Annotated in this window: 17 protein-coding genes and 1 pseudogene; 12 read left to right on the top strand and 6 right to left on the bottom strand. The window is 45.3% G+C overall.

What is annotated here, in order from left to right; translation table 11 throughout:
- Positions 1-44: 44 nt before the first annotated feature.
- The 6 genes and pseudogenes from queA to ACERC7_RS02125 all read left to right on the top strand — a co-directional run bounded on the left by queA (position 45) and on the right by ACERC7_RS02125 (position 3,929).
- Positions 45-1,073, top strand: coding sequence for a tRNA preQ1(34) S-adenosylmethionine ribosyltransferase-isomerase QueA (gene queA, locus ACERC7_RS02150; protein WP_373658056.1), 1,029 nt, complete (start codon positions 45-47; stop codon positions 1,071-1,073).
- 55 nt (positions 1,074-1,128) lie between these two features.
- Positions 1,129-1,707: a TetR/AcrR family transcriptional regulator gene (locus ACERC7_RS02145; protein WP_373665996.1), complete on the top strand. Its 579-nt coding sequence runs from the start codon at positions 1,129-1,131 to the stop codon at positions 1,705-1,707.
- 110 nt (positions 1,708-1,817) lie between these two features.
- Positions 1,818-2,159 (top strand): nuclear transport factor 2 family protein, encoded by a 342-nt coding sequence (locus tag ACERC7_RS02140; protein WP_373665995.1) that lies wholly within the window; start codon positions 1,818-1,820, stop codon positions 2,157-2,159.
- Entirely contained in the window at positions 2,149-2,514 is a 366-nt protein-coding gene (locus tag ACERC7_RS02135; RefSeq protein ID WP_373665994.1) for a hypothetical protein, read from the top strand. The genes ACERC7_RS02140 and ACERC7_RS02135 overlap by 11 nt, the downstream gene beginning before the upstream one ends.
- Positions 2,515-2,623: 109 nt before the next feature.
- Complete coding sequence (locus ACERC7_RS02130) at positions 2,624-3,052, top strand: nuclear transport factor 2 family protein (RefSeq protein ID WP_373665993.1); 429 nt, start codon at positions 2,624-2,626, stop codon at positions 3,050-3,052.
- Between the two features lie 29 nt (positions 3,053-3,081).
- Positions 3,082-3,929: pseudogene (locus ACERC7_RS02125) on the top strand (aldo/keto reductase).
- Positions 3,930-4,133: 204 nt separating this feature from the next.
- Here the strand turns inward: ACERC7_RS02125 and pepV are convergent.
- From pepV to uvrC, 6 genes are all read right to left on the bottom strand, one after another.
- The gene (pepV, locus tag ACERC7_RS02120; RefSeq protein ID WP_373665992.1) at positions 4,134-5,537 is read right to left on the bottom strand and encodes a dipeptidase PepV; all 1,404 of its coding nucleotides are present in this window, start codon (positions 5,535-5,537) and stop codon (positions 4,134-4,136) included.
- A gap of 130 nt (positions 5,538-5,667) precedes the next feature.
- Positions 5,668-6,270 carry a nitroreductase family protein gene (locus tag ACERC7_RS02115; RefSeq protein WP_373665991.1) on the bottom strand — a complete coding sequence of 201 codons (603 nt, stop codon included), beginning with the start codon at positions 6,268-6,270 and terminating at the stop codon, positions 5,668-5,670.
- Between the two features lie 65 nt (positions 6,271-6,335).
- A complete protein-coding gene (locus tag ACERC7_RS02110; protein ID WP_373658049.1) occupies positions 6,336-6,662 on the bottom strand; it encodes a hypothetical protein in 327 nt (108 codons plus the stop codon).
- Positions 6,640-7,491: an AbiH family protein gene (locus ACERC7_RS02105; protein ID WP_373658048.1), complete on the bottom strand. Its 852-nt coding sequence runs from the start codon at positions 7,489-7,491 to the stop codon at positions 6,640-6,642. Before ACERC7_RS02105 ends, ACERC7_RS02110 begins: the two co-directional genes overlap by 23 nt.
- A 41-nt stretch (positions 7,492-7,532) precedes the next feature.
- Positions 7,533-7,988 (bottom strand): hypothetical protein, encoded by a 456-nt coding sequence (locus tag ACERC7_RS02100; protein ID WP_373665990.1) that lies wholly within the window; start codon positions 7,986-7,988, stop codon positions 7,533-7,535.
- Positions 7,989-8,001: 13 nt separating this feature from the next.
- Positions 8,002-9,777 (bottom strand): excinuclease ABC subunit UvrC, encoded by a 1,776-nt coding sequence (gene uvrC, locus ACERC7_RS02095; protein WP_373665989.1) that lies wholly within the window; start codon positions 9,775-9,777, stop codon positions 8,002-8,004.
- 247 nt (positions 9,778-10,024) lie between these two features.
- On the opposite strand from uvrC, the gene ACERC7_RS02090 reads away from it, so the two are divergent.
- From ACERC7_RS02090 to ACERC7_RS02065, 6 genes are read left to right on the top strand one after another with little or no spacing between them, the layout of a single operon-like run.
- Positions 10,025-10,225, top strand: a complete 201-nt coding sequence (locus ACERC7_RS02090; protein WP_018367518.1) for a F0F1 ATP synthase subunit C — start codon at positions 10,025-10,027, stop codon at positions 10,223-10,225.
- Between the two features lie 33 nt (positions 10,226-10,258).
- Positions 10,259-10,966: a F0F1 ATP synthase subunit A gene (gene atpB, locus ACERC7_RS02085; RefSeq protein ID WP_373658046.1), complete on the top strand. Its 708-nt coding sequence runs from the start codon at positions 10,259-10,261 to the stop codon at positions 10,964-10,966.
- 8 nt (positions 10,967-10,974) lie between these two features.
- Positions 10,975-11,481: a F0F1 ATP synthase subunit B gene (gene atpF, locus ACERC7_RS02080; protein ID WP_018367520.1), complete on the top strand. Its 507-nt coding sequence runs from the start codon at positions 10,975-10,977 to the stop codon at positions 11,479-11,481.
- Positions 11,481-12,020, top strand: coding sequence for a F0F1 ATP synthase subunit delta (locus ACERC7_RS02075; protein WP_373658045.1), 540 nt, complete (start codon positions 11,481-11,483; stop codon positions 12,018-12,020). Before atpF ends, ACERC7_RS02075 begins: the two co-directional genes overlap by 1 nt.
- 57 nt (positions 12,021-12,077) lie before the next feature.
- The gene (gene atpA, locus ACERC7_RS02070; RefSeq protein WP_026216536.1) at positions 12,078-13,586 is read left to right on the top strand and encodes a F0F1 ATP synthase subunit alpha; all 1,509 of its coding nucleotides are present in this window, start codon (positions 12,078-12,080) and stop codon (positions 13,584-13,586) included.
- 12 nt (positions 13,587-13,598) lie between these two features.
- Positions 13,599-14,477: a F0F1 ATP synthase subunit gamma gene (locus ACERC7_RS02065; protein WP_373665988.1), complete on the top strand. Its 879-nt coding sequence runs from the start codon at positions 13,599-13,601 to the stop codon at positions 14,475-14,477.
- Positions 14,478-14,481: the final 4 nt, after the last annotated feature.

The following is a 14,481-nucleotide window of genomic DNA, read 5'->3' as shown; positions in this document are numbered from 1 at the left end:
GCTTTCATCTTATTTTTAGGCTAAAATGTGCTATAATGAAAACCATGAATACGAAAGATTTTGATTTTTACTTACCCGAGCACTTGATTGCTCAGACACCGTTGGAGCAACGCGATGCCTCACGCCTCCTCGTCATCAACCGTGATACTAAGGAGATGACCGATACCAGCTTTGACCACATCATCGACCAACTCAACCCTGGTGACGCTCTGGTCATGAACAACACTCGCGTTTTACCTGCCCGCCTCTACGGGCAAAAGCCTGACACAGGAGGCCATGTCGAGCTTTTGCTCCTCAAAAACACCGAAGGGGACTGCTGGGAGGTGCTGGCCAAACCAGCTAAACGCCTAAAGACTGGGGCAAGGGTTAGCTTTGGGGACGGTCGCTTGGTTGCGACCATCATAGCAGAGCTGGAGCACGGTGGACGGATTGTCGAGTTTAGCTACGATGGGATTTTTCTTGAAGTACTGGAAAGCCTTGGCGAAATGCCGTTACCTCCCTATATCCATGAGAAGCTAGCAGATAAAGATCGTTACCAAACCGTTTACGCCAAGGAAAACGGCTCTGCGGCAGCCCCAACAGCAGGACTGCACTTTACACCAGAGCTGCTGACAGCCATTAAAGCCAAGGGGGTTCATCTGGTCGAGCTGACCCTACACGTCGGACTGGGAACCTTTCGCCCTGTCTCTGTGGAAAATCTGGATGACCATGACATGCACTCGGAGTTCTACCAGCTGACAGCAGAGGCAGCCAATACCCTCAATCAGGTCAAAGTTGCTGGTGGTCGTATCGTTGCCGTCGGCACAACCTCCATTCGTACCCTAGAGACCATCGGACAAAAATATGGTGGCAAGCTCCAAGCTGACAGTGGTTGGACCAATATCTTTATCAAACCTGGCTACACGTTTACCGTTGTTGATGCTTTTTCCACTAATTTTCACCTGCCCATGTCAACCTTAGTCATGCTGGTGTCTGCTTTTGCAGGACGGGAATTTGTCCTTGATGCTTACAAGCACGCGGTTGACGAAGGCTATCGTTTCTTTAGCTTCGGTGATGCCATGTTTGTCCAGTAGGGACGTTCCTTCTGCCTAATCAAAAGCATCTGCGAAACTATTGGAAAGGAGTCTTATGCAACTAACAGGAAACGAAGATTTACGGGTAAAACGGACCATTTCAGCTATTTATCAAGCCTTTGAAGAACTAATTTGTCAAAAGGACTATGACAAAATCACAGTAACTAAACTAGCTAAATTAGCCCTAATCAACAAGAAAACCTTTTACCGCTATTACCCAACCCGAGATGATTTATTAGCGGAAATGCAGGAAACCTATGCCCAATCCTATATCCGACTCATTCGAGATTTCAAGCTACCAGATGATTTAGAGAACATCCAACGAGCATTCTTTGAATTCTCAGCCCAACAAGGTCCGGCCTACGACAAGATTACCATCAGTCACTCCACCTATTCAGACATTCGGCAGGACATGATTGATATGGTGATGGCAAAGACTTGGTCGCAATCCCCCCAAGTTCAAGCCTTATCTCCTTTTCAAAAAATCAGCCTACTCAACTTTATCCAGCAAACCACCCTGTCCATCTACCGCCAATGGGTGGAAGAGGACAAAATGACGCCTTTAGAGGAGGTTATCCAAACGTCTGTTTTACTGACTGAAACAGGAATTTCTGCTCTCTTGCATCAAGATTAGACCACTAATTTTCAAAAAGTGTGGCATAAGCCTCAACATCAAAACAATCGCCCATTGTCCTAACAGCAATGGGCTTTTATAATAAAAGCATCAAAACTAAGGAGGTTCTGATGACACAAACAGACCAAGAGGCCATCATCGCCTTGCAACACCAAATTTGGGAGGCTTACATCACTAAAAATATCCCTCTCCTAGAGATGATTTATCCTGACAATCATTACTTTCGCCATGCAGGTGGTCGTTACCAAGCAAGAGATGAGTTTTTGGCAGACATTAAATCGGGAGTTTTCCGCTATTATAGTTACCTTCCTGAGTCTGAAACGGTGACCTTTTTGTCCGACAGCACTGCCATGTTGCACACCAAAGCTAAAACAGATGCCCGTATCTATGGCTTTCGCAAGGTCTGGCGGATGGATTTTGACCTAGCCTTCGAAAAAATAGATGGAAGATAGCGACCAGCCGATGACCGGAAAATCAGGGGCTAGATGGCTCGGAAGTCGTAGGCTATCTGAATACGGCTGGAGTTCCTCACAGCCTACTCAAGATTCTAACAATAACCAACCGAAACAGGATAATTTAGGGGTTATTATCACCCTCTATAACCAGATGAAGTCGCTCATGATAGCTAATCTGAGCCAACTTAAACAGACCGAGGAGGACTGGCTGACAGATATGGCGAGCAGTCGACCAACTTGCCTTGTCTTTTGTCTCAGGAGTTCTCATTGTCGTGAGGAAAAAGAGAGTATTGCCCTTGTCATGCGACTAATTAGAGAGTCTGTAGCTAGCAAAAGCCTATTCCAAAGATAAAGTGGTCAGTGGTAGCTGGTTGGTTAGAGAACTTCAACATAAGCTGACATATTTTTACCAAGATAATACTAAACGTCAATACAGGCGAACATTATAAAGGAGTAAATTGATGACAAACACAGAAATTGCCAACCGATTGGCTTTAAAAGAATTAGTAGATACCTTTTCAAATCTAGCAGACACCAAAGACGTGTGTGCTCAGATGAAGCTGTTCAAAGAAGATGCTAAGGTTGTCTCCATCAATGGCGACCAAAAATTTGTCTCAGAAGGTAAGGAGGCAATCGGCAAGGCCTTTAGCGACTACCTTGACCTTTTCCATACCGTTTACCACCTCAATGGTCAGCAAACGGTTAGTTTTCAATATAACAATCATGCCCAAGGTATCTCCTATTGTCAGGTCGTTTTGATCACAAACCAAGATGGCAAAGAGGTCACAAGGACATCAGGTGTCCGCTACCAAGATTATTATGAAAAAATTGATGGTAACTGGTTGATCGCTAGTCGTGAGTCCCACTTTATATGGACCAAAGTTGACTAAGCAGATAGACTAGGAAAGGAGACTGACAAATGACTACACCGCTATATAAAACATTAAATACTGGGTATCACATGCCACAAATGGGTCTGGGCGTCTACCTCATGGCTCCAGGTCAGGAAACTTATGAGGCTGTTCGGGCAGCTCTACATTTAGGTTATCGCCACATTGACACAGCTCACGCCTATCAAAATGAGGCAAGCGTCGGACAAGCTATCGATGACAGCGGACTGAACCGCGAGGAGATTTTTATCACCACCAAATTATGGCCGACAGAATACGGTGAGCAAGAAAGTCAGACTGCAATTGACAAAATGCTCAATCGTTTGCAAACTGACTACATCGACCTCCTGTTACTGCATCAGTCTATCGGCGATTACATAGGCGCCTATAAAGGCATGGAAGCCACAGTCAAGGCTGGAAAAGTACGCTCTATCGGTCTCTCTAATTTTGAAGATGAGCGTCTAGATGAGGTGTTGACTAAAAGCCTGCTGCCTTACAAGTGGAAGCTCATCCCTATTTCCCTCAGGATGATTTAGCCGCTCACATTGCCCCTTATGGGACAGTCCTTGAGAGCTGGTACCCTCTTGGACACGGAGATCCTGCCTTACTCAATGAAGCAGTTATTTTAAAAATTGCTGAACGCTTAAACAAAACACCTGCTCAGATCATTCTCAGGTGGCATCTTCAAAAAGGTTATATTGTCTTTCCTAAAACGACTAATCCTGTTCACATGGCGGAGAATTTTAACATTTTTGATATAACATTGACCACAGAGGACATGGCTGCCATCGCCACATTGAATTCCGGTAAACGCTACTTCACCATGTCCATGGCAGAGCGAGAAAAGAATTTTATGGCTTATGTCCCGGCAGATTAAAGGCAGGCGAGTTCTTTACACCCCTTAGTTTACCCCCAAACTTTGTAGCACACAACACTCATCTTGGTAATTGACGAGAATACAAAAACGAGATTAGGATGCTTATCCCAGTCTCGTTTTTGTGTTCTTATTCCCACATTCAACTAAAATCACTGCTCATGGGTGCAGAAATTAGTGTTTAATGTTTGGCAACAACTAATGATTTTATTTGATTAACTCATAGATAGCTTCTGCGTAGATGGCTGCTGAGCGGAAAATATCATCCAGTGCCATAAATTCGTTTGCTTGGTGCATGGTGTTGATGGAATCTGGGAACATGGCCCCATAAGCAACCCCACGCTTGAGCAGACGACCAAAAGTTCCGCCTCCGATAACCATTTCATGCCCCTTGAGACCGGTTTGCTTCTCGTAAACAGCTAACAGAGTCTGCACCAGCGGGTCTTCTAAAGGGGTGTAGTGTGGCACGTGACCGTGGGCTGACAAGGTTACTTTCTCAACAGTTGCCAGCTGTTCCAGTTGCCCTTTGATGATTTCTGGATCGGTGCCTTTCGGATAGCGGAAATTAAGGGCGATGGTGTTGTCATCTCGGTCAGCTTCAAAGCTAAAGACCCCAGCGTTCATGGTCAAGTCACCCATGCGCTCATCGCTATGAGCGACTCCTAAATTGACCGCCAAGAAATCTTGATGAAGTTTGTCAGCGATGAGGGTGATGTAGTCTTTGGCGGCACCTGCCAAGTCAAACTGGGTCAGGAATTTAGCCAGATAAGTCGCACCATTAACACCCTCTTCAGGGGTTGAGCCGTGGGCTGATTTGCCATGGATGGTGATGGTCAGTTGATCGTCACCTGTAACCTCCCCACGTACCTCTGGATGGGCAGACAGGAAGTCCGCAAGGGCCGCCTGAGCCCTTGCCAAGTCAAGACCTGTCAGCTCTGCTGTGGCTGACTCAGGCACCATGTTCTCCCTTAGACCGCCCTGGAAATTGATCAGGGTCACTGCTCCGCCATGGCTCCCAGCGTAGTGGAGATAAGCCGTGATGTTGCCCTTCTCACCGTTGATAATCGGGAACTCGGCGTCGGGCGAGAAGCCGAAATCAGGCAGAGGCAGACCGACGTGCTCGAAATAGTAATCCATATCTGCCCAGCCAGACTCTTCATCCGTCCCAACGATAAAGCGGACTTTTTTAGAGGTCGGCAAGCCCAGTTCCTTGATGATTTTGAGGCCGTAGTAGCAGGCCATGGTCGGACCTTTGTCATCGGACGAGCCGCGGGCGTAGAGGCGACCGTCCTTAATCACTGGCGTGTAGGGGTCGGTGTCCCAACCCGAACCTGCAGGCACCACATCCAGGTGCCCAAAGATGCCCAGCACCTCGTCCCCCTCGCCAAACTCGAAATGCCCAGCATAGTTGTCAATATTGGTGGTCGGGTAACCGTCACGCTCCGCCATGGCCAGGAAATGCTCCAGCGCACGGACTGGCCCAGGTCCAAAAGGGTGCTCCGGCGAGATTTTATCGTCTTCACGCTCAGATTTGATGCTGAGGATAGCGGTCAAATCCGCCAAAAGATCGTCTTTTCGTTTTTCTACTTCTGCTTGAAAGTTAATCGTCATGTCTTCTCCTTATCATGTTTACAAATGCTCTTTCCCACTCGATAGGGCTAGCTTGGTCTTGTTTTTGGAACATAGCAGAGCTGTTCACTGGCTGTGCCCCAGAGACACAGGCGTTGCCTCACCTATCCTCTTAGCGTTGCTCAATCACCTCATCAACAGGCAGGCGGTAGCTCGGCTCTGGTTTGTCGTCGCTGTAACCAACCGTGATCAAGAGCTCTGGACGGAAACGGCTGTCGATATCTAGCACCTCATTGATGGCTGATTTATCAAAACCAAGCAACATATTTGAGGCGAAACCTTGGTCTGTCAGGGCTAAAACCAAGTTCATAGCTACCAGACCACTGTTGAAAGCCAGGTAATCGCTGGACGTTTTCTCGTCATACTGTTCAAAAAGTTTTGGATAGGACTGGGCAAACTTGGCCAATTGCTCATCGCCCAAGCTATGAACGCCAATCCGTGCGATTTTGCGAGCCCGCTTAGGCAAATCAGTGTCACTAAAGAGGGCGATGACCACCTTAGCCTGACGGATTTGCTCACCGTTGGCTCTGAACCCCAGAGTTGCCAGTTGGTCTTTCTTATCCGTCACAATGACAAATTTCCACGGCTGCATGTTATGGGCCGACGGAGCCAAGGTCGCAATTTCGATAGCTGTGCGAATATCCTTAAGGTCGACAGGCTTGTCGTTAAAGGTCTTGTAAGCATGACGCTTTTTATTTAGTTCTAAAAATTTCATGGAATGTCCTCCAGAATACTTGTTACTCTATTATAGCATAATTTGAGAGGGGTTACAGAAAATTTTTATGGGAGCAATAAGGTTTTCATTTTTTCTTTGTCATTCCATTTAACAAATGCTATCCTTTTCTCTGCACTTAGCCTAATAAACTCACGTTTACCTAGAATAATGGCGAGATTCTTTGCAATCGCACGCTTATCGTGCTCATTATAGTAAACAAAGATAAAGTGATAATCATAATATTTGACTTCAGCCAACTCAAAACATCTTTGGAAGATTTCCTTATCTAATGGATCAACTGAATGACCATAAATAATGATATTTTTAGGGATGCTTTCTAAATTAAATCCATTATCAATAACAGTATCTTCAAAAAAACTTTTCAAAATCATTACCTGTTTCTTTGACCACACGCTGATAGAATTTTTGGTAAGGAATCAGTTCAGATGCAATGTCATCAAGGTCAGCCTGTTTGTCCTCGATTCCAAAGACCATAGTGTTAATTTCGTCTTTAGCACGATGAAAATTCAAGCAACCGTGAATAAAATGAATGTTTTTGTCATCAACACCAAATCGTTTAATGGTATCAGTGTAATTAAAGTTGATAACTTCACTACGTCCAATATTAATTACTTCATCAAGAACAGTTCCTGTTACTTTTTCCTTCTCTTTATCCAACTCATCCAGATAAGTCAAATAAAATTCTAACCAGTCAGTCAGCTCTTCCAGGGTCAGTACAAATTTCTCATTGACACCATCCACAACAGATTGTAGAGGCTTATCCTTGCGATTTTCCTCTTGAATCTGCTCTATAATGTAGACATATGTCATTGGATTAGTGTGATTACTGAAGTTGTTTACATCTATACGACTCTGATTAAATTTATCAATCTCATCAATAATATTTTTTATAGACCCGTCTTTAGAGTTTTCATAACGATTAATTGAGTATTTTAAATTTTGAACCACTTGATTTAATTCTCCAAAACTAAGCTCAAAATATTGACTATACTTTTCTATATCATTCTTGATATCGCTAATCGTCTCTGCTAAATCAGAAATAATCAATTCTAAGCTAGACCAATTTTGACCTAACTGCAACTGATTATCAAATATAAATTTCAAAATCAAGTTGTTTTCAATATTATTTAAAAAATTCCAACCTAAATTGCGGTGAGCTTGATTTTCATGAGATTCCGAACCATATAATAAATCAATCATAATTTCATAGTTAAAATATAATTCTTGAACACTTTCTTCTATTATGTTAAAATGTTCAATTGTTTTTTATCATTAGATCGCTTATAAAGGTATTCCAGTTTATCATTTGCAATTTTATTAAAAATTTCTTTTCTTTTTACTTTATCACCACTACCACAAATTTTAGTAAATGATTTTAATTCAGCTAGCAAAAAACGAAATATAAAAGACAGGGTAAGTGTTTCTCCATCTAATATTCTATCTAATGAAAATTTCTTTGATTTCTCACCCTTTTTCCCCTCAAAAAATGACCCAATCTCTGTTAAAACTAGTTTTTCTCTTTTACGAGCATACTTTTTTAATTTTTCTATATCATTTGATGCTGCTGTCAATTTAGTGTTAGCATAGTTTTTAAAAATATAAGTAGCATCCAAAAACTCCAAAAAATCGGTATAACTTGTCTTTCTTTTCTGAGCTAAATCAAATCCATTTCCTAAAATTAAAATAGTATCAGCCATAACATTTCCTTTCTTACTTAACTTGATTTAATGTTTCCTTAACCCTCTCCGCCACTTGCTCTGGAATGCCCAGCTGGCGGATGTCTTCGACAGTGGCTTCTTTGATGGCGGTCATACTTTTGAAGTGCTTGAGGAGAAGCTGCTTGCGTTTGGGGCCCAGTCCTTCGATGCCATCGAGTTGTGAAGAGAAGCTGTTTTTGCTGCGGACTTGGCGGTGGAAGGTGATGGCAAAGCGGTGCACTTCGTCTTGGATACGGTGGAGGAGGAAAAATTCCTGTGAATTGCGGAGCAAATCCACCACCTCTAAGGGCTGACCAAAAAGCAATTCATGGGTCTGGTGGCGGTCATTTTTTTGCAGGCCTGCGATGGGAATGGACAAACCTAGCTTATCCAAGCTAGCCTTAGCTACATTGACCTGTCCTTGTCCACCGTCGATGATGATGAGGTCTGGCAATACCGTTCCCTCTCGCACCGCACGGCTGTACCGCCGCTCGATGACCTCTCGCATGGAAGCATAGTCATCAGGTCCAGCAACGGTCTTAATCTTGTATTTGCGGTAATCGGACTTTTTAGCTCTGCCATTTTCAAAAACGACCATGGCAGACACAGGTGAGGTCCCCATGATATTGGAGTTGTCAAAAGCCTCGATGCGATAGGGCGTGGCAATCCCAAGGAGCTTGCCCAAGTTTTCAATCGCCCCTTGGGTCTTGAGCAAGTCTTTTTCCGCTAGGTCAAATTGTTGCTGCAGGCTGACAGCCGCATTTTTAACAGCGAGGTTCACCAGCTGCTTTTTTTCCCCTTTTTGAGGGGTGATGATTTTGGTCGGGACGATGGCACGCACCAGCTCCTCGTCAATCCCCTGCGGGATAAAGATTTCCTTGGGCAGAAAGTGCCGCTTGTCCTGATAAAACTGCCCCATATAGGTCAGAAAATCCTCGTCTGGGTCATTGTAGTAGGGAAAAAGCTGGCTATCTCGCTCAATGAGCTTGCCCTGACGGACAAAAAAGACCTGCACGCTCATCCAGCCCTTGTCCACCGCATAGCCAAAAATGTCACGGTCTTGCATGTCGGAACTCATGACCCGTTGCTTGGTGCGCAATAGCGCAATGCTGGATAGCAAGTCCCTGTACTCTGCCGCCCGCTCAAACTCAAGCGAACTGGCAGCGTCTGCCATCTTTCGCCGCAAGTCCTCCAAAATCTTATCGTCTCGACCATTGAGAAAGCCCTTGACATCCTCTGCCATCTGGGTAAAATAGCTGCGCGTCACCCCACAAATCGTATGGGCATGGCATTGCCCGATATGGTAGTAAAAACAGACCTTTTCAGGTGCGTTGGTGCACTTCCTAAACGGAAAAATCCGATCTAAGAGTTTTTTTATCTCATGCGCCGCATAAGAATCTGGATAGGGACCAAAATAAATCCCCCCATCTCGCTTGACCTGACGGGTGATGAGCAAACGCGGATAGGTTTCGTTGGTGATTTTGATGAAAGGATAGGACTTATCGTCCTTGAGCTTGATGTTGAACTTGGGCTTATTTTCTTGGATCAGGTTGATTTCTAGGAGCAAGGCCTCTGTATTTGACCCTGTCACGATAAACTCAAAATCCGCAATCTCTGACACCAAGAGCTCGGTCTTGGTGTCATGGCTACCACGGAAATAAGAGCGGACACGGTTTTTCAAATTTTTAGCCTTGCCGACATAGATAATCTGCCCCTGCTTGTCCTTGTGGAGGTAACAGCCTGGACTATCTGGCAGGAGCTCGAGCTTGTGTTTAATCAGTTGGTTCATGACACTATTATAACACGATTTTAAAGCTTTTCACCAAGAAAACCCTGCCTGCATGACCTCCCTGTCTCCTAAACGTTAGCATACAAGTTAAAATGTGGTTCAATTTAATAGGAAGACAGTTTGAAAATACTTTTCCTAAAGGTCAGTAATGGTTAAAAAAACCTGAAAAAGCTTGTGTTTTTCATTGACAAACCTTGAAAATAGGACTAGACTAGATAAGTAAAAAATGTTTAAGGAGAATTCTATCATGAATCTTGGTATTTTGGCACTCGGTTTGGGCTGTTTGGGCGTAAGCCTTGGTGAGGGCTTCCTCGTTGGTTCCTTGATGAAGGCGGCGTCTCGTCAGCCAGAGATTATTGACCAATTGCGTGGGATTATGATGTTGGGTGTCGCCTTCATTGAAGGAACATTCTTTGTCACTTTGGCTATGGCCTTCTTCCTCAAGTAAGCCAGTTAACAATTAAAAAATGAGGTGAATGAGATGGGAACACATGACTCCCCGACCCTGACCCTGGGGCCAGTCAGTTTTGATCTGGTCTTGTTAACCATGTCTTTGGTGATTGTTGTCGCCATTTTTGGCTGGGTCTTATGGTCAAGTCGTCAGATGCAACTGCGTCCGACAGGAAAACAAAATCTGCTGGAATACTGCTACGAGTTTGTTTTTAATATCGCTGAGAAAAACCTAGGACCTGTTTACAGTCGGCAGTATAGCCTCCTGCTGTTTACGGTCTTTACCTTTTTAGCTCTGGCCAACAATATCGGTCTCTTGACCAAGGTGCAGACCTCTCACGGGACTAACTTTGTCACCTCGCCAACGGCCAACATCTATTATGACCTTGGTTTGGCAGTGTTGATGACCATTATTATCCACGTGGAGGCTATTCGGCAACGCGGTCTTAAGGCTTATCTGAAAGAATTTGTGACGCCACCAGCTATGACACCGATGAATATCCTTGAAGAGGTAACCAATGTCGCTTCATTGGCTTTGCGTCTCTACGGTAACATCTTTGCTGGTGAGGTGGTCATGGATTTGATTTTGATGTTGGGTGATGCCCACTTGGCTCTCTGGCCAGTCGCTATTCTGCTCAACATGCTGTGGACAGCTTTCTCAGTCTTTATTTCCTTTATCCAAGCCTATGTCTTTACCCTCTTGGTATCCATTTACTTGGGTAAAAAGCTCAATAGTTAGGAGTATCTATGTTTTTGTTATCAACTAACCCGATGAGCTTGCTCTGGGGTAACTTTATCATCGTGACTGGCTCGGTCGCTCTGCTATTTTTCCTGATTAGAACCTTCGCTTGGAAGCAATTGACCAGTACCTTGGATAATCGTGCTGCTAAGATTTCTGGCGATTTGGATAAGGCAAAAAGCTTGCGCGACCAATCTGAAAACTTGGTTAAAGAGCGCGAGGAAGCGCTACGTGACGCTCGAATCGAAGCCAGTCGTATCGTTTCGGAAGCCAAAACCCTAAGCCAGTCTCAGGCAGACCGTATCTTGCGTGATGCCAAGATTGATGCCCAGCAAGTTAAGGAAAAAGCGCGTTTAGATATTGCGGCTGAGCGCCAAAAAGCCGTCAGCGAGTCCCGTCAGGAAATTAGTCAATTGTCGCTTGACGTGGCTAAAAAAATTCTCGGACAGGAGTTGGACGACAGCGCCCAGCATGACCTGATCAACCGCTATTTAGATGAATTAGGAGAAGGCTAATGGCAAATCAAGTGGAAGCCTTGGTGGATCGGCACGCCAAAAATCTCCTCCGTTTGGCTAGATCTCGTCAAGAGGTCGGTCAGCTCAACCAGCAAGTCAGTCTCTTATTACAAATTTTTGAAGAGCACCAGTTGCAGGCTTACTTTTCTGATCTGTCACTCAGTCATGAGGACAAGTTGCAGTTAGCACGAACGCTTGGGGAGTCTAGTCTGGATATTCTAAACAGCCTCTTTGAACAAATCTTATCAGCTTCTCAGGAGGCCTATCTCTATCCGATTTTAACTCGAGTTTATGAACTCTTGGGTTATGAGCAAGAAGAGGTTGAGGTTTATGTCACTGCTGCAGTGAGCTTGACGGACCAAGAAAAAGAGCGTTTTATATCCCTGGCAAAACGCCGTCTGGGTGTGATTCGGGGGCGTTTGGTGGAAAAGGTTGATCCTGCTATTATTGGTGGCTTTATCCTAGAAGCCAATCACCAGGTAATTGACACCAGTATCCGCCACCAATTACAAGAATTGAGAGAAGAAACTAGACGCTAATGTGCGACGGGTTCAACAAGCGAAAGAACTAATCTAAGAAGAAAAGGTGGTATGACCTTGTCTATTAACACACAAGAAATCAGCCAATTAATTCGTCAACAGATACAGCAATTCCAGCCACGGTTTAACATTACCGAGACTGGGGTTGTGACCTATGTGGGGGACGGGGTTGCCCGTGCCCACGGGCTGAACGAAGCCATGAGTGGGGAACTGTTGGAATTTGAGAACGGTGTCTATGGCATGGCACAAAATTTAGAGAGCAACGATGTCGGCATCATTATTTTGGGGCCTTTTTCAGGTATTCGTGAGGGCGACATGGTTAAACGAACAGGTAAAATTATGGAAGTACCTGTCGGTGAGGCTTTAATTGGTCGGGTAGTAAATCCCTTGGGGCAACCGGTTGATGGTCTAGGCGAGATTGCAACAACAGGTACTCGTCCTGTCGAAGTGCCTGCGCCTGGTGTTATGGAGCGCAAATCTGTTTCTGAGCCCCTTCAGACAGGGATTAAGGCGATTGACGCCTTGGTGCCAATCGGTCGTGGGCAACGGGAGCTGATTATCGGTGACCGTCAAACAGGTAAAACATCCGTGGCGATTGACGCTATCCTCAACCAAAAAGGGCAGGATATGGTCTGCATCTACGTTGCCATCGGACAAAAAGAGTCAACCGTTCGGACTCAAGTCGAAACTCTTCGGAAATACGGCGCACTGGACTACACAATTGTCGTGACCGCTTCAGCGTCACAGCCATCACCACTCCTTTACATTGCGCCTTACGCTGGAGTTGCCATGGCTGAAGAGCTCATGTATCAAGGCAAGCATGTCCTCATCGTCTACGATGATTTGTCAAAACAGGCCGTAGCCTATCGTGAGCTGTCGCTCTTACTTCGTCGTCCGCCAGGACGTGAAGCTTATCCAGGGGATGTCTTCTATTTGCATAGTCGTCTTTTGGAGCGCTCAGCCAAACTATCTGATGAACTAGGCGGTGGCTCTATCACTGCTCTGCCATTTATCGAAACTCAGGCAGGCGACATCTCGGCCTATATCGCCACTAACGTCATTTCAATCACAGACGGTCAGATTTTCTTACAAGAAAACCTCTTCAACTCTGGTATCCGACCAGCCATTGATGCGGGGTCGTCCGTATCTCGGGTCGGTGGCTCTGCTCAAACCAAGGCCATGAAAAAAGTAGCCGGTACCCTGCGTTTGGATTTGGCTTCCTATCGTGAACTTGAGGCTTTTACTCAGTTTGGTAGTGACCTTGATGCAGCGACTCAGGCTAAGCTCAACCGCGGTCGTCGAACAGTTGAAGTGCTCAAACAGCCTCTGCATAAGCCACTCCCTATGGAGAAGCAAGTCCTTATCCTCTATGCACTCACTCATGGTTTCTTGGATGATGTGCCAGTAAATCATATTTCAGCCTTTGAAGAGGACTTGTACGCTTATTTTGATACCCATTTTGACCATATTTTGAATAATATTAAAACCAGTAAGGACTTGCCAGATGAGGCAGTGCTGGATGATGCCATCTCAGCCTTTAAAGCACAGTCCATTTATCAAGCCTAGTAGGAGGATAGCATGACCGCATCGCTTAGTGACATTAAGGCGAAAATCCAGTCAACGGAAAAGACCAGTAAGATTACCTCAGCGATGAAAATGGTCTCTTCTGCTAAGCTGGTCAAAGCAGAGGCTGCTGCCCGTGATTTCCAACTCTACGCCAGCAAAATTCGCCAAATTACAACAGACTTGTTGCAAACCGAGTTGGTGACTGGGTCCGACAACCCCATGCTGGCTTCTCGTGAGATTAAAAAGTCTGGCTACATTGTGATTACCTCAGACCGTGGTCTAGTCGGTGGCTACAATGCCAAAATCCTCAAGGCCATGATGGACTTGATTCGGGATTACCATCCAGATGGTCAGGACTACAGCCTTATTGCTATCGGCAGTGTCGGTGCTGATTTTTTCAAGTCTAGGAACATGCCGGTTGCTTTTGAATTGCGTGGTTTGGCTGACCAACCTAGTTTTGAAGAGGTTGGACGGATCATCTCGCGTTCGGTCGATATGTATGTCAATGGGCTCTTTGATGAGCTCTACGTCTGCTACAACCACCATGTCAACAGCTTGACCAGTCAAGTTCGGGTACAGCAGATGTTGCCCATCACGGACTTGGATGCCAACGAGGCCGACAGTGAACGGCTCAACAGTTTTGACCTTGAGCCAAATCGTGAGGCGATTTTGGATCAACTCTTGCCCCAGTACACAGAGAGCATGATTTATGGCGCCATTGTTGATGCCAAAACTGCTGAGCATGCGGCAGGCATGACGGCCATGCAGACTGCAACTGACAATGCCAAGCAGATTATCACGGACTTGACTATCCAGTACAACCGTGCCAGACAGGCCAATATCACTCAGGAAATCACTGAAATCGTCGCAGGAGCTAACGCTCTGGAATAAGTAG

The organism is Streptococcus sp. E17BB (assembly GCF_041807725.1).
GTDB classification, from domain to species: Bacteria; Bacillota; Bacilli; order Lactobacillales; family Streptococcaceae; genus Streptococcus; species Streptococcus entericus.
This window is presented reverse-complemented; position numbering and strand designations above follow the sequence as displayed.

Coding starts and splice junctions, on each gene's coding strand:
- ACERC7_RS02090 (WP_018367518.1), top strand. CDS start 10,025: ATGAATCTTGGTATTTTGGCACTCGGTTTGGGCTGTTTGGGCGTAAGC.
- pepV (WP_373665992.1), bottom strand. CDS start 5,537: ATGACGATTAACTTTCAAGCAGAAGTAGAAAAACGAAAAGACGATCTT.
- uvrC (WP_373665989.1), bottom strand. CDS start 9,777: ATGAACCAACTGATTAAACACAAGCTCGAGCTCCTGCCAGATAGTCCA.
- ACERC7_RS02140 (WP_373665995.1), top strand. CDS start 1,818: ATGACACAAACAGACCAAGAGGCCATCATCGCCTTGCAACACCAAATT.
- ACERC7_RS02105 (WP_373658048.1), bottom strand. CDS start 7,491: ATGATTGATTTATTATATGGTTCGGAATCTCATGAAAATCAAGCTCAC.
- ACERC7_RS02110 (WP_373658049.1), bottom strand. CDS start 6,662: ATGATTTTGAAAAGTTTTTTTGAAGATACTGTTATTGATAATGGATTT.
- ACERC7_RS02075 (WP_373658045.1), top strand. CDS start 11,481: ATGGCAAATCAAGTGGAAGCCTTGGTGGATCGGCACGCCAAAAATCTC.
- queA (WP_373658056.1), top strand. CDS start 45: ATGAATACGAAAGATTTTGATTTTTACTTACCCGAGCACTTGATTGCT.
- atpF (WP_018367520.1), top strand. CDS start 10,975: ATGTTTTTGTTATCAACTAACCCGATGAGCTTGCTCTGGGGTAACTTT.
- atpB (WP_373658046.1), top strand. CDS start 10,259: ATGGGAACACATGACTCCCCGACCCTGACCCTGGGGCCAGTCAGTTTT.
- ACERC7_RS02145 (WP_373665996.1), top strand. CDS start 1,129: ATGCAACTAACAGGAAACGAAGATTTACGGGTAAAACGGACCATTTCA.
- ACERC7_RS02130 (WP_373665993.1), top strand. CDS start 2,624: ATGACAAACACAGAAATTGCCAACCGATTGGCTTTAAAAGAATTAGTA.
- ACERC7_RS02115 (WP_373665991.1), bottom strand. CDS start 6,270: ATGAAATTTTTAGAACTAAATAAAAAGCGTCATGCTTACAAGACCTTT.
- ACERC7_RS02100 (WP_373665990.1), bottom strand. CDS start 7,988: ATGGCTGATACTATTTTAATTTTAGGAAATGGATTTGATTTAGCTCAG.
- ACERC7_RS02135 (WP_373665994.1), top strand. CDS start 2,149: ATGGAAGATAGCGACCAGCCGATGACCGGAAAATCAGGGGCTAGATGG.
- ACERC7_RS02065 (WP_373665988.1), top strand. CDS start 13,599: ATGACCGCATCGCTTAGTGACATTAAGGCGAAAATCCAGTCAACGGAA.